This is a genomic window from Streptomyces sp. NPDC008001 (genome assembly GCF_042958085.1).
Classification (GTDB): Bacteria; Actinomycetota; Actinomycetes; order Streptomycetales; family Streptomycetaceae; genus Streptomyces.
In genome coordinates, this window is record NZ_JBIBIZ010000012.1 from 63,267 (window position 1) to 80,025 (window position 16,759).

Genomic DNA, 16,759 nt, shown 5'->3' on the forward strand with positions numbered 1-16,759 from the left:
CAAGGGGTCTACAGCATCAGGTCTGCTGACCGCCGCCGGCTTCCCCTTGTCTCCCGCGAACGATCCCGGACCTGCCGCGTCCTGTCTCCACCCACACGGTGTGCTCTCCGGCCGTGTCCACGCTGAGCCTGTACTGGCCGATGCGGGGGCGCCCGAGCGTCTCCCAGTGGGTGTACCCGGCGGTGATCTCGTCCCAGAGCAACCTCGGGCCCGCCTGGATCACAGTAAACCGGTCAGCGCTGTGACCGTCGTAATCCACAGCTGCCCAGGACGGTCCTTCGTCGTCGGCGATGTGCAGGCGAGCAGGGGCGTGTTCACCGCTGGTGTCCCAGGCGAAGGAGGCGCCCGGGACGGCCAGGCCGAGGTGGAACTCGGCGTCGAGATCTCCGCCCGCGACCAGCCACGGGGACAAGCTCGTCACTCCCTTGCGCCGGACGGAAACGGCTGCAGGTCCCGCTGTGTCCTGGCCGCTTCGTCTCATGGGCATGAAGGAGGCGAAGGCGTGGAACCGTCCGTGCGCGGTGCCGTCGGGGCCGGCCGTGAGGGCGAGGGTTCCGTAGCGGCACCAGGACGAGGTCCACGGGGTGACGATGCGCCCGCCGACTACGGTCTGCTGCACCCAGGCCGGCGGGATCCTGTCGACGGAGAACGTCGCGATCACTCGCTCGTACGGGGCCCTGGGCTGCCACCCGGCGGCCGCGTCACCGCAGGAGGCTACCGGTGCGAAACCCGCGGTCTGCAGGTTCCGCGCCGCCTGTGCGGCGAGCAGCGGGTCCAGTTCGACCGTGCTGACTGCGCCATCGCCCAGCAAGGCGCACAGCAGGGCGGCATTGAAGCCTGTTCCGGTCCCCAGTTCCAGAACCCTTCGAGGCCGGACTTCATCTGCGGCCTCGCCGATTCCGGCCAGCAGCAAGGTGCGCAGCACCATGGAGGGCATGGAGGCTGATGAGGAGGGCAGCCCATCGGTGAACTGGGTGACGAGCGGGGTGTCGGTGTAGGCCGCGGTGAGCCACTCGTTCGGGTCCGTCGACCGGTCGCAGGGCCGGTAGCCGCCTTCGCCGTCGCGCAGCCACAGCCGGCTGGGCAGGAACAGGTGCCGAGGGACCGTGCGCAGCGCGCACTCATACTCTGGCGGTAGTTGCCGGCCCAGGAGCTCGGTGACATCGGCCAACAGCTGGTCCACGTGTGCAGCGGGCGCATCCGGGAAGGCCTGCACGACGGTGGCTACTTCTTCTCCGGAGCCGGCGGAGGCGGAGGGGGCGGTGGGACGGGCCGGTTGGGCTGATGCCCGTCATCTCCGATGGGCGAGCGGTGCTTGGCCTGCACAACCTTCACGTCAGCCTCCCCGGGTCTCCCGACCACGGTAGAGGGACACGGCGGGCCCCGCAGAGCTTCCGAACCACCACCACGCCGGAATCCGGCCAGGTTGCCATCAGCTGGGGGCTGAGGAGGTGTGAGGGTTCGCGAAGAAGGGGTGTGGTTACAGTCGAGCGACCGCTCGGACGTCTTCCTGATCGCTCGGCTCGCTGTCTCTCACCCCGTCTCGGCATATGGGCCTGGACCTCACAGTTCGGGTCTTTGTCAAGCTCTCGCGAATCTTCGCTACGGCTGCGGCCCGGCAGCGTCCGCACGGTTCAAGGGTCGACAGGAGATTTTCGCGAGAACGCGACACAATCCCCCGGCCCCGCCCGAAGTGCTCCTCCCATCGCAACTCCCCGAGTGAAAGACAGAGCAGATGAACAGACAGACGTTCGAGGGAGGTGTTGCAGCCCTCGCCCAGCACAAGAACCGCACCGGCTCCCTGACCGTCCCCTGGGCCCACGTGGAGACCCTGCCGGACGGGACTGAGGTGAAGCGGGGTGCTCCTGTCGAACACCAGACGTGGCGCGCCAAGCTCATCGCGGGCAAGTTGATGTCTGCTGCACGTACCCGAATGACCGCCACCCTGGTGGCCGTCGCCGCGTCCGCCATGGTCTTCGCTCTGGCGTCCGCCGCAATGGCCGACGACCACGATCACGGCCACGGCCTGGGCCCGCTGCCGATGGCGATGGCGATGGCGATCGTCTCCCCGGCACCGGGGGAGATCACCAAGGAGCACAAGGTCACCGACTCCTACCAGTACGACGCCAAGGGCGGATCGTCCTCCTCGCCCGAGCAGCCGCCGTCCTCTCCGACCCGCCGCCTGCCCCCCGCCCCTGAGCCCGGCCCGCTCACCTCCGCCAAGGACACCCTCAACGCCACCGCCCAGACCGCAACCGCCGGCGCCTCGAGCACCGCCGACTCCGCCCTGAAGTAACCCCAGCGGCCAGGGCCTGGGCCGTAGTACCACCAACGGTGTGCCGGCCGTCGCGCGGGCACGCGGGGAGATGCGGCCCGCGGGCGGACGGTTATTGCCGCCAGGCGGCGGTGCTCTGGTCGAAGTCCTCCTTGTAGGAGCGGCGGAGTGCGAGATCGGATGGGGTCAGTTCCGGGTGCACCGGCGGCTTCTGCGGGGCGGTCCACAATTGGATCAGGTGGTGCTCATCACGGTCGCCGACGCCGGGTTCGGGGTCTGTGGTGCGGCAGTACAGGCGCATCCGGATCCACACCGGTACCTGGTCGGTGGGCAGCGTGAGTGGGCCGTCGTCGGGTTCGGCCTCTTCGAAGTCGCCGCTGCCGAGGATGTAGATGACGGGGGTGTCCTCGGTGGCGTGCAGGCTGATTTCTTCTGCCGGGCCCCAGCCTGGGCGGGTTTCGGGTGGGGGCGGCTCGTCGTGGGTCTGGATGGTGATGGTGATGGTGCCGGTATCGGTGTCGGTGAGGATGTGCGCCGTGTCGCCCCCGATGGGCCCGCACCGCCAGCCGTACGGCCACTCGGGCGGCCATTCGTATTCCTCGCCGAGTGCGAGGAGGTAGCCGTACTCGCCGGTCTCCGGCGTCAGGGTGCTCTCAGCGATGATCACGGTGGTTTCCTCACGCAGGAGGGCACCCCCGGTTCTCGGGGGTGCCCTGTGTTGCCGTTCGGTCCAGCCTGTCAGAGGTCAGGCGATGACGGTCAGGCGATGACGTAGAACGGGTCGTTGTCCATGACGTGCATCGGCCGGCGCCAGTTCGTGATGCGGGCGCCCTGGGTGTTGTTCTCGTTCGGGCTCACCCACGTCGTCTCACGCTGTGAAGCCGGCAGCTTCTTGCCGCCCTCGTAGGTGGAGGCGAACGGGTACTCGTCACAGTACGTGCGCCCCACCCGCTTCATCTCCGGCGGCACTGTGCGGCCCCCGCAGACCGCCCTGCGGTTGTCGTTCTTCTGCTTGGTGTTGATCATCCAGTGCAGGGGCTTACCGCCGTTCGGGTCGCCGTAGCGGCCGCCGCGGGCGCGGAGCGTGCGGATCCCGTCGTCGATCCACGGGATACCCACCATCGACACCGCGGTGGGCTGGTCGGTCATGGCACAGCCGGAGGTGCCGTAGTAGTTGTCACACCGCCAGGTCGCCGAGGGGTAGGTGGTCGAGCCAGGGACATAGCCCGGTTTGGTGTACTGGAACGTGTACCTGGTCTGGGTCTTGTTGTTGATGCGGCCCTTGCGCATGGCCCCGGTCGTGTAGGCAACGCTGCCTGACGAGGCTGTGTCGAGCAGGTGCGGGCTGTAGTGCGTCTTGGCGGTGGTGCCGTTCCCGGCCGTGGCGTTGACGCTGACGGTGATCCCTTTGCCTTCGCCGGTGGTGCTGGCCTTGGAGAGCTGGAACTTCTCGTCCCAGTTCGCCGACTTCGAGTGCAGCGTCATCGTGTGACGGGCGGTGAAGGTGGCGGTGCCGACCTGTCGGGGTACGCCGTTGATGACACGGATGACCTTCAGGCGCAGGGTGACCCATTCACATTCGCTGAACCGGTTGATCGAGATCATGTTGATCTTGCAGGTGGCGTTGGCCTGCGGCGTTGCCACCACCCCCGCGGTGGTGTTCGACGGGGCGGTCTCCACGGCCACCGGGGCGATGTCGGCCTGGATCATTGCCGGGGCGGCCGGCTGAGACACAGCCGCCTGCGAAGATGCCGCGGCCGGGACGAGCAGTCCGGCCGCCAAGGCGGAGACGGTGAGGCTTCTGACGATTTGTATTCGCAAGACGCTTCCCCCTTGCGCCGTGCGACTCCCGTGGGCCGTGTTGCCCTTGGTGGGGCGCGACGCGGTCAACGAGCGTACGCCGAACGTCAGTTGCAGGGAACGTCTTTGCGGCACAGTGGCCGAGAACCGCCGGCGCCGACTGCCTACACCTCATGTGCCCAGACCTGCACCAGCCCGAATGAGACGGCTCTGTGGAGACGGCTCCGGCGTACGTGTAGCTGGCCGTCGAGCACGCCCCCCCCCCCCGGAGGGCGAGACCGTCGAGCGGACCGTGGAGGAAGTCATGCGCCCGGCATCACCGTCCTGGGTCTGTACCTCCCGCCGGCCCGGCCGTGGCTCGTCTCCCGGGGTGCCCTGCCGGAATCCCGGACCTACTCCAGGACAGGCCTGTTCTGACCGGGCGCCCGTTCCGGCACGCGCGGCGGAGGGGCGACGGGTGGTGCACCTGATCACCTGCCGCTCGTGGATGGCCCGCGGAACGCACCCGGGGGCTTTGGCCCGGGCGGCGAACGTCACCCTCCGGCGAGGTGGACGGATTATTCATGGATTTCGACAGCACCACAGCCTCGTCGAGGGCTCGGTGTGTTCGGCCGGAACGGGGCCCGACGATATCGCCTGGCGGGCCGGTGCCCGAATCGGGCAGAGTTCCGGGTGATGAGCGATGAGTACGAGATGACATACGCCCACCCCGACTCACTCGAGGGCCTGCTGCAACGGGGGCGTGGCCTGGGTGCGGCCCGCGCACTCCAGAATCCGCAGGGTGCCGCCGCAGCGGTGTACGACGGGATTCGCCGTGAGTGGCGGTGGGACGGGACCGACGATCGGTCTCTGTACCTGGCGCGGCTGGTCCAGGACCTGAAACTGTCCCTCACACCAATCGTGGACCAGCTGGTGGGGGACGAGGAGTCCTGCTTGCGGGCCTGCCACGTCCTGGAGCTGCTGGCCCTCGCCGGATCGGACGAGGCACGGGAAGGGCTTCGGGAGTATGTCCGAAGAGGCGAACATTGGGTTCGTGTCCTGGAATCGGTATCAGCCGGGTGGCCGGCAGAGTGGTGGGAAGACCTCGGTGATGTCGCACGCGCTCGAATCGGTGGAGAAGCGGAGCTTCCGTGGCCCTTCGAGCCGTGGAAGCGGTTCGGGATCCACGTGCAGAGCCGCCCGTCCACACCGCGGCCGTCACTGACCGGGCTCAGCACCGCAGAGCTCCTCACCGTGCTCGCCGACGCTCCTGCGGAAGATGCCATGGAGTGCGAAGCACTGCGCGCGCTGAACAGCCGGGAACCCGCTGAGGAACTGATCCCGCTGGTCCCCTCACTGGCCACTGCGGATGGTCACCGGCCCCTGCTCCCGCTCAGGCGGGCCGTTGAGCGCCTCGGCACCGCTGCCGTACCAGCAGCCCACGGCTGGGCGCAGGACGAACGCCCCTGGCTGGCGCAGCTGGGAGCCGATCTCCTGGCCGATCACCCAGAGCCCGATGCATTGCCAGGGCTCGTGGAAGACCTCGCAGAGCAATGGGCGGCGCGGACTTGGTGCGGCCCCGACCGGACGGCCCGGCGCCTGGCCCGGTTCGGGTCCGACGCCGCCGGCGCGGCGCCCTACCTGCGGCGCTTCTGGCTGTGCACCCCGCACTCCTATGAGCGGACCGCATATCTGGAGGCACTCGCCGCCATCAACCAGGAAGGCCTGGAGTACGTGTACACCGAGTCCCTCTGGGACTGCGAGGAGAGGGCGCGGCTACTGGGGATCTCCTCTGCGCCCGCGACCCCGGAGACCCTGGGGCGGATCGCCCTCCTGCGCGATGATCCGATGGAGACGCCCGAGGTACGCGCCGCGGCCCGAGCACGGCTGCCGGCCCCTTCCGGTCTGCGCCGGACCTGACCCTGTTCGGACCAGCAACCCGAGCCTCCTAGCGCTCACATTAAGGGTGTCTGCCGACTTCGCCTCACGGTGGTTTGAGTGGTGGTCGTAGGCGGTCAGTGCGCGGATCACCGGCCGGCCGCGCATGACCCGTCTCTCCTCATCAGGCCCCTGCAGTCGGTCATCTAGGCTGGCGCGGTGACTGATGAGCAGGAGCGGGTGCAGCCGTCGGGAGTGTGGGCCACGGCGGTGGGCGTGGCCAGAGTGCGGGCACTGGAGACCGAGCGGGAGAACGCGCTCTTCCGTGACCCGCTGGCGCAGGCCTTCGCCGCCGCCGGTGGTCTGTGGCCCTCGCCGCCGCCGCGGCCCGATGACGAGGCCGCGCAACGCCGCCGGCTGGCCGTGTCGTTCTCCATCGTCATCAGGACGAAGTTCCTCGACGATCTGTTGCAGCAGGCCTCCGCTTCCGGGGTCCGGCAGGTCGTGCTGCTCGGCGCCGGCGTGGACAGCCGGGCCTTCCGGATGGACTGGCCCGAGGGCACCCGGCTGTTCGAGGTCGACACTGCAGCCCCACTGGACTTCAAGGCTTCGGTGCTGCGCCAGGAGCGGGCCGTCCCGCGCTGCGAGCGGATCGCTGTCGCGGTGGATCTGCACGAGGACTGGCCGGGCGCGCTGGCTGCCGCAGAGCACGACCCGGCCGTGCCGACCGTGTGGATCGCCGAAGGACTGCTGATTTATCTGCCCGAGGACGCGGTGGAGCTTCTGCTGGCCCGGATCAGCGCGCAGTCGGCGGCGGGCAGCCGGATGGGACTGACGTTGGGCTCGCGCGGGGTGATCGAGCGCTTCGGCGCGGATACCGTGCCGGGGTCGCCGACGTCCCTGTGGGTCTCGGAGATGCCTGACGACCCGGTGGGGTGGCTGGCCGGGCACGGCTGGGAGGCTGAATGCCACACCCTGCGCGAGCGTGCTGCCGCCTACGGCCGTCCGATCAGCACCCCGCCGCAGCCCGAGGAGCGGCCCGGCGGCCTGATCTCGGCCGTCCGCCGGTAGAGCACCTCCCGGTTCCCTGGATGACCGATTCCAAGGAGGGCTGCGGGCCCGATGAGGGGAGTCGGTTTCATGCGAGGTCGGCCGGCCATGCGGGCACTGACCGCCTACGAGACTGAAGTCCGCCCGGAAATCGTCGGGCCGGACCGTGGTGTGGTCGGCAGCCCTGTCGGCGAAACCAGCCAAGAGGTGCATATTTATCAGCATGTGCCTTCCGATGGAAAGAGTTGAGGAGCAGGGAGGGAACCAACAAGACGTTCAGAGATTTTCCAATGTAGTTCGCGAACGGGTTATGGAGCTTCTGGGCACTCCCTAAAAAAGACTCTTCCTCGGCTCACTCGAGGGCCCCAGTAAGACAGAGGCGTATGAGCACGTCGAGGTGGCGGACGGGGTCCGTGCCGCAGCGCTCGACCGGGCTGGTCGAGCCCTGCCACTCGAGGATGGGCGGCGAGCAGAGCCGGACGAGGAACCTCTCACGGCCGCCCGCCGCGAGCTGGAGAAGGAAACCGGATGGCGCGCCGCATCTGGCAGCGCCGCCGCCCCACGGCGGCTCCGTCAGCCTCGCGGCAGCCGCCTGAGGAACAACTTCAGGAACTGGCCCAAGCACCACCCCAAGAGCCGCCGTATGCCCTTCAGCAGGGTAAGGAGCGGCCGCGCGCGCAGGGCTGCGGGCTCGGCTCGCGGCCCCTCTCCCAAGCCCGCCAGCGCCATTGCAAGCCGTCGCACCAAATGCGCTGGCCTGGGATTTTGCACTGTCTGGCCGTACCGTCTCCTCAATCACGAAAGGAGGGGGCTGGATGGACCGCCACATCCGCACCGTTGAAGACGTGCTGAAACTCCTGGACTACCTGTTCACACCGGAGACCGACCGCTGGACGAACGACGCAGCAACCCGGTGGGACACCTTCTATGCCGACCGTTCCAAATCAGTGCCGTTCTTCGCGGCAAAGCCGGACGAGAACCTTGCCTCATACCTCGAACGCCGGCTCATCACCCCGAGCCGGGCGCTCGACTTGGGCTGCGGCCCCGGACGCAACGTCCATTACCTCAACTCCCACGGTTTCCCGGTGGACGCCGTCGACCTCTCCCCAGCAGCCGTCAGCTGGGCCGAGTAGCGCCCGTGAGGCCGGGGCCTGCATCCGATTCCACACAGTAGATGCCTTCGCTCTAGCCGGCACCGAGCTGAGCGCACGCTATGACCTGATCTACGACTCGGGCTGCTTCCACCACCTGCCGACCCACCGTCGCATCAGCTACCTTGCCCTGCTCGACCAACACCTCGCGCCCGGCGGCCATTTCGCGCTCAATTGCTTCACAGACGGAGAGACGGGAGGATCCGACCTCCCCGACGCGGCCTTCTACCGCGACGCCTGCCTCCACGGTGGACTCGCCTACAGCCCACAGGCCCTACGCCTGGTCTTCTCCGACTCCCGCACCACCCTGACCCTGTTGCTACGGGCGTGGTGGTTCCGTCTGGTGCCATGTGCATCTGCTGTAGGCGGGAATGCGGGTACACCTACAGGGGTCCGGTCTATGCAGCCGAGCGACTCAACGGCCATCTGTGCCCGTGGTGCATTGCGGACGGCAGCGCCGCAGATCGGTTCGACGCTCGCTTCACGGGGGGAACGGGCCTGGGCGAGGACGTGCCCCATGAAGTCTTGGAGGCCGTCGACAGGCGTACCCCGGGATTCGCCGCGTGGCAGGAACCTCAGTGGTTCTTCCACTGCGGCGACGGCGCCGCGTTCCTGGGCCTGGCCGGGGCCGCTGAACTTTCCGCTCATCCCGACGCACTGGAGATGCTGCGGCGGGAGACGACCGGTTGGGGCTGGCAGGTGGACCAAGTCGAGGATCATCTCGGCTCGCTGGACAAGTGACGACCAGCCGACGGCGTATCTCTTCCGGTGCCGGTCGTGCGCAGCCCACCTCGCCTACTCTGACCTGCCATAGACGCACAGGCGGTCGAACGGTGTCACTCACCCGGGAGTTCGGCGTATGTCGGCAGCACTCCTCGCGTGATCCTTCGTGCTGGACCGGAGCACGGGAGCTCACCGGCCTGAGAGCCGCTGTTGGGGTCAGTCTGCGGAACCACGATGTCGGGCAGGAATTGTTCGACCGCGACGATGACCAGCACACGGTGCGCGTCCGCGACGAGTCCGAACCCGCCCGCGCCGACAGGCCGGTCATCGCCCTGTCCCGCGCCTGGTACGCGACTGTGGGGCCGAATACATATCCCCCTTCCAGTGCGCGTCACGGTGCAGAACCGTGCTGGAGGACGTGCGGGATTCGCTGGCCGTGTGAGGCATCCCTCTCCCGTCAATCGTGGCGCTGGTGGCCCAGGAAGGTTGACCATGGAGCCATGACTTCCTCGCCACACCCGCCGCACGTCGATAACCGACCGGATCCGACAGGCGGAACTCCCACGCTCGGTGGAGAGCCCACTCCCGCCCGCGGGTACCTGCTGGACAACGCGCGCGCCGAGGCGGGCGAGCGATTCGCTTGGCTGGCCGAGCTGTTCGACGGTGTGACGCGCGGGCACTTCGATCGACTGGGGGTCAGGGCCGGCTCGCGCTGCTGGGAGGTGGGGGCCGGTGGTCCCGGCATCCCGCAGGCGCTAGCGGCGGCCGTCGGCCCGACCGGGCACGTACTGGCCACGGACATCAACCCGTCGTGGCTGGAGGCGGGCGACGGGTACGAGGTGCGCCGGCACGACGTCGCCGCTGATCCGCCCCCGGAGCCGGGGACGTTCGACCTGGTGCACGCCCGGCTCGTACTGGTCCATGTACCCGACCGGGCACGCGCGTTGGCCACGATGGTGGCAGCGCTACGGCCCGGCGGCTGGCTGCTGATCGAGGACGCCGACACCGCTCTGCAGCCACTGGCATGCCTGGACGACAGCGGCCCTGAACAGCAGCGGGCCAACCGGCTGCGCGACGCAGTCCGAGAGCTGCTGAAGCGCCGCGGCGCGGACCTGCGCTACGGCCGGACACTACCGCGGGCATTGCGTGAGGCCGGTTTGGTCGATGTCGCCGCGGCAGGCTCTTTCCCGGTCGGCGGCCTGGCCTGCGACCGGCTGGAAGCGGCCACCATCCGGCACGTGCGCGGCGAACTGCTCGCGGCCGGCCTGACCGACGACGCCGAGATCGACGCGCACCTGGCCGCCATCCACGCGGGCAAACTCGACCTGACACTGGCGCCGCTGATCTCGGCCTGGGGACGCCGCCCTGCCGGCGACGTCTGAACACGCCCCGCTTCATCGAGACCAGGCAGCTGGTCTGGATGTTGGGGTGGGGCCCCAGCTCCAGGAGGCACTCCATCACCATCATCACGCACGAGGACCCGGTCGGCCGGGGCACCACCAACTACGTGATCCACGGCGACCTGTCGGACCGGCAGAACGGCTGGCGCGAGCAGCTGTGGACCCGCCAGCTCACCAAGAACACATTCGAGGTGGCCTGTCTGCCGTTCTTCACCTACGGCATCTGCTACCGCGACGTGGTGACCATCAACAGCAACCACCTGGTGACCGGGGTCGTACGCAAGTCCGGCCATAGGACCCTTCGCGTCGCACTCGTCATGAAACACGCGGACCATGACCAGGTACACGAGTTCCTGCACGGCAGGGCAGTCGAGGCCGGCCTGCCGCATGAGTGGCTTGAAGGCACCTACCTTGCCGTGAACCTTTCTCCTGGCTCGGACGAGGCGCCCTTCGTCGAAGCATTGGAACCCCTTGCCCAGGCCGGCGCCCTCCACTGGGAGATCGACTCCTGACCCGAAAGATCACTCCGTTAGGAGTTCTGAGTCTGGCCGATCCGGCCGTTGAGGCCGTATCGCACGCAGCCGGCTCCGGGCGCCACTCAGATTCCACCTGGCCCAGGCGACCACTACGGCGCCGTACGCCTTGCCCAGATGCTCGCAGCGGCCGCAGTGTCGGCGAGGAGGTGGTCCAGCGTGGCGGGGTCGGGCACGAGGCCAGCGCACGGACCACCGAGGACGACTGCCCGTTTGCATCCCGAAACCAGTACCCCAAACCGACGCCGCCCAGAGGCTCTCACCGCAGGACGGCCCAACCCCCCGGCGACGCGGGAGATACCGGTTGGTACACAGCAGCTGGCCGTGGGCACCCCGCCTCTTCGAAGCCTGCTTGTCACCAGGGGTGACGTCCGGGGTAGCGGGTATGGGCCTCTCTGGCTGCTACTGCCCGTGGGCTTGCCTCCAGCCGTCGACGATGCCGCCGGGAATGCGGCCCCGGTCGGGGACGTCGTAGCCATGGGCGCGTGCCCAGGTACGGATCTCCTGGGTGCTTATGGCGGTGCTGGTCGGCACCTCCTGGTGCAACTGCCGTGGGGCCGGCACCGAGGGAGTGAAGTAGACGCCTTGATCGAGGACGTCTTTCGGGAAGAGGAGAACCCTTGCCTGGCCCGTAAGGACCGCGACGAGGAAGTCAGCGATCCCGCCCTCATACGCGTACCAGCGGGGTCCGCGGGCTTCGTTGAGGGCGATGTGCCACTGATCGGGGACAGTGGGCGGTTCGGTGACCCAGAAGAGGTATTCGCCGTTGTCCGTTGCCCCCATGGGGAAGAGGTGCCGCGGGTCGTGCGGGACGGGGTGGGTGCCCCTGTCGCGGTCGTGCTGGAGCTGCTGCCGGATGGTGGCAGGCATGGGGCCGGTCAGGTCCACCCACTGGGTGGGGGCATGGGGATGGTAGAGGTGGAGGAATCCGCAGAAGGTGCCAGGGCCGTAGGCGTCGGCGAGTTGCTTGTAGTCGTCTGGCAGGGGCATACCGAAGTTTTGCTCGATGGTGGGCCAGTCGACAGGCGACGTACCACCGGGCGCAGGGCAGATCTCACGTAGGCCGTCGATGGTAGTCACGGGAGGAGTCCTCGACGGTGTCGCTGTTGGTGTGCTGGATTCTTCAGGATCTTATCGACGATGACGGTGTCGAGGCCCGCCCCCGGCACCCGGCCGAAGTCCTGCCCCAGGGAGCAGCTCCTCCCCCGCTCCCCGCGGCGTTCCCGCATCCGTACCGCCCGCCACAGCCCGGTTCCTGGTGGTGGCAGCACCAGGACAACCGCCCTCCTGGCTGGCCCGGCGCGTGACCCACAGGATGGGACTTGCCGCCGGCCGTACCGGTGCCGGCCGGTCATCCGTTCCTCGCAAAGGAGCCTTCCATGAACTACGCCACCCTCGCCGGACGGACCGCAGTCGTCACGGGCGCCGCCAGCGGCATGGGTGAGGCCACCGCTCGCCTGCTGGCCGCCAACGGCGCCCGTGTCGCACTGCTGTCCCGCCGCCGCGACCGGCTCGACGAGCTGGCCGCGAAGATTATCGCCGACGGCGGTCAGGCCCTGGCCGTCCCCGTGGACGTCACCGACCAGGCTTCCGTCGACGCGGCGGTCGCCGCGGTCCACGAGGCGTACGGCCCCGCCGACCTCGTCGTCAACAACGCCGGCGTCATGCTGCCCAACCCGATCGGCGACGGCCGCGTCGACGAGTGGTCGCGGATGATCGACACCAACATCACCGGCGCCCTGCGCATCATCCGCGCCTTCACCGCCGACCTCGTCGCCGCGGCCGGGGACGACCGCACCGCCGACCTGGTCAACGTCTCGTCGATCGCCGCCCATCTGATGTTCCCCAACTACGCCGTCTACAGCGCCACCAAAGCCGCCCTCACCCACCTGTCGGCCATGCTGCGCACAGAGCTCGGCCCGCAGGACGTCCGCATCACCAACATCGAGCCCGGCATGACCGACACGGAGCTGAGCGAGCACATGGACAACGCGGCAATCGCCGAGGAGCTGCGGGGGCTGCAAGACGCGGTCGGTGCTCTGTCGTCCGATGAGATCGCCGACATCATCGGCTTCGTCACCAGCCGCCCCCGGCACGTGAACCTGCGACAGGTGATGGTGCTGCCGACCCGCCAGGCGTGACGCCCCGCGATGGACCGGTCCTTGCCAGCAGACAAGGGCGCTTCTGCCCTGGGTTAGGGCGTGTCCGACGGGTCGGGCGCCACAACCCTCGGTCGGGTGGTTTTGAAGCCGCCCCTTCCCTGTCGCACCGGGCTGACCGGAAAGATGAGGTCGGCTGTTGCCGTCGGGAAGGACGTCCGGCCCGTCGGGACCAAGGGGAGGGAAACGTGGTGGGAATGAAATGGTCTGCCGCTTCACGGGGAGTAGGGCTGGCCCTGGCGACTGTCGTGGCGTCTGCGGCAGGGCCGGCGGCTGCTCACGGCCGGGCAGCGCACCAGATGGCCGAGCGCGTTGCTCTCACGAACGCGGACAACGGCCGGACCGTGGCCGCGCACACCGGTGACGACATCGAGGTCACCCTCACCGGCTCCCGCGAGAACGGACTCACGTACTCCTGGAGCATCCCGGTAAGCGACTCCACCGTGCTCCACCGGACCGCGGGCAGAAAGTCCCCGACGGGCGGCGCCACGGCGCGCTTCCGCGTGGTGAAGGACGGCATCGCCGCGATCAGCGCGGCGAAGCACTGCCGGTCCGGCGGCGGACGCCTGTGCCCGCTCGTCGTCACGCCGTGGAAGGTGCGGGTGGAGGTGAAGTGACCGACTCAACGGGGGCCATTCTTCGTCGGCCGCCTGACCCACCGGGTACGTCCTAGGGTCCGTTTGCTGGAAGCACTCGGGGCGCACAACGCCCAGGTGGTGGAGCAGGACGCCGAGCAGCAGGCCCCGAGCACCTACAAGCTCGTGCAGAAGGTTGCCCAGGGCCAGGAAAAGCGGGGCAGAGGGGCAGGTCCGACGGCCGGTCGAGGGGGTCGCCGTCCATGGGCCCAGCGCCTATGCCCGCAGCGTCGTCACCGCATGGGCGACCGTCCACCGCGGGCGCTCGCACCCGGGCATCGGCGCAGCCTCGGGCCGGGTCACAAAGGATCCGATCCAGCTGAGAAAGCCGCCTCAGCCGGTCGGGCGTTTACGCCCGCTGCTCGTCTTCGTCGCCATGGTCTTCTCGGAAGCGGTCTTCTTCACCAGAGGTCGCTTCGTCCCAGTGCTCCCGACCGCCGGAGCCGCGGCCTCCGCGCCAAGCGCCAGCTCGCGGCGGAAGACTACTTCCATGAGTGGCGGTGCCAGGCGAGGGCGGCCGGTGGTCGACCACGCAGCTGGTCTCCAACGTGGCGCTTATCGAGCAGGCCGCAATCGCTGTGCGGGGCGGTCGCCCGGCGGACCTCATCCCGGCCGTCGGTCAGCCGGAGAACCGGCCCGTCGGCCGTTCCCAAGACAACACTGAGCAGAACAGCTACAAACCTCCCTCCCCTCCCCCGACATCAACCGGTCCGGAGGATCCCCCTACCCGGATCGAGGGCAAGGAAGAGCTGACGAGGAAGAGCTCTCTTCCGCCGAGACCGCGAAGCCCGCACCGGGTGTTCATGCCGTCCCCGGACCGCTGGCCGAGCGCGGCGCATTGGCCCTCGCAGTCGTCTCACACGGCGAACAACGATTCGACTGTCCGGCCGCGGGCTGACATGCGTGGCCCCACTGGCCAGTGAATGGTTCCAGCGCGGCGCCGCAATGGCTGACCTACGTGAAGCCCTCGCCGACAGGCTTCCCTCGACGGTTCACTCTCCAGCCGGCCTCATCCGACACCGGCTACTGCACCAAATGCCCCCAGTGCCGGCCTTCACCGAGCAACACTCGCCCAATTACGCGCAACCGGCAGACAGTCACGAATTTCCGGCACACGGGAATGCCAGCCCGCCATGCCGCAACGAAGCAGCCACAGACAGCCAGAACACGAAGCCCAAGCCAGCCGTGGCGGCGACCCTGCGTTCGGTGTTCTCCGGATGGGCCTGCCCCGAGAGGGTATGACTTTGCTCCCTGCGTCCCCGCAGTACAGGAAGACCCGGTGCTCCACCGGCATGACGGGCGGCTGTGAGCGCTACCGCCGAGCCCGTGCTTACCCTGGCAGTCACGCCTCTGTCACATGACTCAAACCAGGGGCCATCCCGATCGCCCGTGGGCGTGGCCCTCCGCCTCCCCCCAATGAGGGCACCCCCTGTAGCCGGGCCTGCCCATGCGCGGCAGCCTCCGGATTGGGGGTATGTCCCCCCGGCGGGAGAAACAACACATACCCCCGCCTCCGCCCGCGCTCGGGCCGCGTTCGATTCCAGACCATAAATGTCAAGATCAGTGCCTGTGCGGGAGCCTCTTATCTTGAGGCCGTGGTCGCCCTTGTGGAGAATGGTGATCAAGGAGTAGCAGCTGTGGCTGAGCAAGCCAGTTGGCCGCTCCGAGCACATCCGATTGGCCGCGCCCTGGCCTGCTCGCCTGGCCTATCCGGGTGTGGCCTCGGGGTCGACGCCGGTCAGGTCGCAGCTGACGTCCCACAACCGCGCCGCGACGGCGGTATCGGTGAGATGAGTCCATAGCGCTTGTTGCCGAGGTGCGCCGCGCAGGCTGAAGAGGCGTGGTCCCCACAGCTGACCCCCGCGCACCGCCGGGTCGAGTACCGCTCGGACCGCGGGCCACGCGCCGGCGTGCTTGCCCTGGACGAGAAGGGCGGCGGGGGCCGCGCGCAACCGTGCGCCGACGGTTCGTACATGGACCGGCGGTCGTGACGGGGTGAGGGCGTCCAGGGCGCCGCCGGGATGGACCACCACGCTCTCCACCGAGCTGCCGAGAGCACGCAGCCGGCGGTCGAGTTCGAGCCCGAAGTGCATCTGTGCCAGCTTCGATCGTCCATAGGTGCGCTTGGGCTGGTACTCCCGCCGGGACTGGAGGTCGTCCAGGTCCAGCCTCTCGGACTTCGCCGCGAAACTGCCGACGGTCACGATCCGTGCCGCCGACGCGGCCGCCAGCAGCGGCATCAGCCGGCTGGTGAGTGCGAAGTGCCCGAGGTGGTTCGTGCCGAACATGAGCTCATGACCGTCCCCTGTCTCGCGGCGTGGAGGGGTGTCCAGCGCAACCCCGGCATTGTGGATCACCGCATCGAGACGATCCGCCTCCAGGGATTCCACCGCCGCGCCGAGAGACGACAGCTCGGCGATGTCCAGCCGTATGGCGTGCACCTGCGCGCCAGGCACACGCAAGCGGATCGAAGCGACGGCCGCTTCGGCCCTCACCGGGTCCCGGCTGCCCAGCACGACGGTGGCTCCACTCGCGGAAAGCTGCTCCACGATGAAGTACCCGATACCCGCATTGCCGCCGGTGACCAGGAAGACGCGTCCCTCGGCACGCGGTAGTCGGTGCACGTCCCAGGGCGGGGTGGAGGATGCGAACGACATGACGGCAGGCTCCCTTGGTCCGGAAGGACGAGACGGTCACGACCGCCCGGGGCGGGAGCGGCTTGTCACCAACGGTTCCAGTGGGAACCGACACATCGCCTATAGATCACCGATATGCGCGTCGGGATGCCGCCATTCCAATCGATGTGCGGCGCTGGCCTGTGTCCCGCCGCTGTGACTGAGCGCGCCAGTTGGCCTTACGTTCCTGGGACGGGATGGCCGAGCCCTTCGTATGGTTGGGCCGCCCAGAGGTGCCGGGTACGCCTTCCAGTTGGCTGCCGTCCGTAGCCGCAGTGGCTTGACTGCCCGGCGCCCCACGAAGACCCGGCCGCCGGATTGGGACGTGCGACAAAGATCGCTGCGTAAGGCCATGTCAGCGAGGTCGTCTGCGACAGGGCCCACCACACTGCGTCGCCATCGACCAGGATGGGGCGAAACTGCTGTCGCGGCGGGCGCCGAACGGAGAGCCTGAGTTGTCACCTGGGCCGTCGACATGGCCGGCGGCGAGCCCGCACTCTC

The 16,759-nt window shown here is 68.6% G+C and carries 15 protein-coding genes and 1 pseudogene; 11 read left to right on the plus strand and 5 right to left on the minus strand.

Translation table 11 applies throughout. From position 1 onward, the window contains the following. Nucleotides 1-16 precede the first annotated feature (16 nt). Nucleotides 17-1,183 (minus strand): protein-L-isoaspartate O-methyltransferase, encoded by a 1,167-nt coding sequence (locus ACFZCD_RS30290; protein ID WP_391836256.1) that lies wholly within the window; start codon nucleotides 1,181-1,183, stop codon nucleotides 17-19. Between the two features lie 552 nt (nucleotides 1,184-1,735). On the opposite strand from ACFZCD_RS30290, the gene ACFZCD_RS30295 reads away from it, so the two are divergent. Next, nucleotides 1,736-2,296 (plus strand): hypothetical protein, encoded by a 561-nt coding sequence (locus tag ACFZCD_RS30295; RefSeq protein ID WP_391836257.1) that lies wholly within the window; start codon nucleotides 1,736-1,738, stop codon nucleotides 2,294-2,296. A gap of 91 nt (nucleotides 2,297-2,387) precedes the next feature. Here ACFZCD_RS30295 and ACFZCD_RS30300 read toward each other — a convergent pair whose 3' ends face one another. Next, a complete protein-coding gene (locus ACFZCD_RS30300) occupies nucleotides 2,388-2,942 on the minus strand; it encodes a hypothetical protein (protein WP_391836258.1) in 555 nt (184 codons plus the stop codon). Nucleotides 2,943-3,034: 92 nt separating this feature from the next. Beyond that, complete coding sequence (locus ACFZCD_RS30305) at nucleotides 3,035-4,057, minus strand: NucA/NucB deoxyribonuclease domain-containing protein (protein ID WP_391836259.1); 1,023 nt, start codon at nucleotides 4,055-4,057, stop codon at nucleotides 3,035-3,037. 693 nt (nucleotides 4,058-4,750) lie between these two features. Here ACFZCD_RS30305 and ACFZCD_RS30310 point away from each other — a divergent pair. The 8 genes and pseudogenes from ACFZCD_RS30310 (at nucleotide 4,751) to ACFZCD_RS30345 (ending at nucleotide 10,768) form a co-directional block, all read left to right on the plus strand. Beyond that, on the plus strand, nucleotides 4,751-5,974 hold the full coding sequence (locus tag ACFZCD_RS30310; protein ID WP_391836260.1) for a hypothetical protein: 1,224 nt from the start codon (nucleotides 4,751-4,753) through the stop codon (nucleotides 5,972-5,974). Between the two features lie 213 nt (nucleotides 5,975-6,187). Beyond that, nucleotides 6,188-7,003 carry a class I SAM-dependent methyltransferase gene (locus ACFZCD_RS30315; protein ID WP_391836357.1) on the plus strand — a complete coding sequence of 272 codons (816 nt, stop codon included), beginning with the start codon at nucleotides 6,188-6,190 and terminating at the stop codon, nucleotides 7,001-7,003. Nucleotides 7,004-7,090: 87 nt separating this feature from the next. Continuing rightward, nucleotides 7,091-7,231, plus strand: coding sequence for a hypothetical protein (locus ACFZCD_RS30320; protein ID WP_391836261.1), 141 nt, complete (start codon nucleotides 7,091-7,093; stop codon nucleotides 7,229-7,231). Nucleotides 7,232-7,379: 148 nt separating this feature from the next. Continuing rightward, nucleotides 7,380-7,823, plus strand: coding sequence for an NUDIX domain-containing protein (locus ACFZCD_RS30325; protein WP_391836262.1), 444 nt, complete (start codon nucleotides 7,380-7,382; stop codon nucleotides 7,821-7,823). After that, a pseudogene (locus tag ACFZCD_RS30330) lies at nucleotides 7,798-8,428 on the plus strand (class I SAM-dependent methyltransferase); the annotation flags it as partial. The gene ACFZCD_RS30325 and the pseudogene ACFZCD_RS30330, both read left to right, overlap by 26 nt. A gap of 53 nt (nucleotides 8,429-8,481) precedes the next feature. Further along, nucleotides 8,482-8,874, plus strand: a complete 393-nt coding sequence (locus ACFZCD_RS30335; RefSeq protein ID WP_391836358.1) for a CbrC family protein — start codon at nucleotides 8,482-8,484, stop codon at nucleotides 8,872-8,874. A 482-nt stretch (nucleotides 8,875-9,356) separates the two neighbouring features. Next, nucleotides 9,357-10,238 carry a methyltransferase domain-containing protein gene (locus ACFZCD_RS30340; RefSeq protein ID WP_391836263.1) on the plus strand — a complete coding sequence of 294 codons (882 nt, stop codon included), beginning with the start codon at nucleotides 9,357-9,359 and terminating at the stop codon, nucleotides 10,236-10,238. Nucleotides 10,239-10,276: 38 nt separating this feature from the next. Then, nucleotides 10,277-10,768, plus strand: coding sequence for a DUF4265 domain-containing protein (locus tag ACFZCD_RS30345; RefSeq protein ID WP_391836264.1), 492 nt, complete (start codon nucleotides 10,277-10,279; stop codon nucleotides 10,766-10,768). A 423-nt stretch (nucleotides 10,769-11,191) separates the two neighbouring features. Here the strand turns inward: ACFZCD_RS30345 and ACFZCD_RS30350 are convergent, their stop codons facing one another. Then, nucleotides 11,192-11,779 carry a histone-like nucleoid-structuring protein Lsr2 gene (locus ACFZCD_RS30350; protein WP_391836265.1) on the minus strand — a complete coding sequence of 196 codons (588 nt, stop codon included), beginning with the start codon at nucleotides 11,777-11,779 and terminating at the stop codon, nucleotides 11,192-11,194. A gap of 389 nt (nucleotides 11,780-12,168) precedes the next feature. On the opposite strand from ACFZCD_RS30350, the gene ACFZCD_RS30355 reads away from it, so the two are divergent. Together ACFZCD_RS30355 and ACFZCD_RS30360 are read left to right on the plus strand one after the other, a co-directional pair. After that, on the plus strand, nucleotides 12,169-12,930 hold the full coding sequence (locus ACFZCD_RS30355; RefSeq protein WP_391836266.1) for an SDR family oxidoreductase: 762 nt from the start codon (nucleotides 12,169-12,171) through the stop codon (nucleotides 12,928-12,930). A gap of 317 nt (nucleotides 12,931-13,247) precedes the next feature. Then, nucleotides 13,248-13,565 (plus strand): hypothetical protein, encoded by a 318-nt coding sequence (locus ACFZCD_RS30360; RefSeq protein WP_391836267.1) that lies wholly within the window; start codon nucleotides 13,248-13,250, stop codon nucleotides 13,563-13,565. A gap of 1,724 nt (nucleotides 13,566-15,289) precedes the next feature. Here ACFZCD_RS30360 and ACFZCD_RS30365 read toward each other — a convergent pair. Further along, a complete protein-coding gene (locus ACFZCD_RS30365) occupies nucleotides 15,290-16,240 on the minus strand; it encodes an SDR family NAD(P)-dependent oxidoreductase (protein WP_391836268.1) in 951 nt (316 codons plus the stop codon). Nucleotides 16,241-16,759 lie beyond the last annotated feature (519 nt).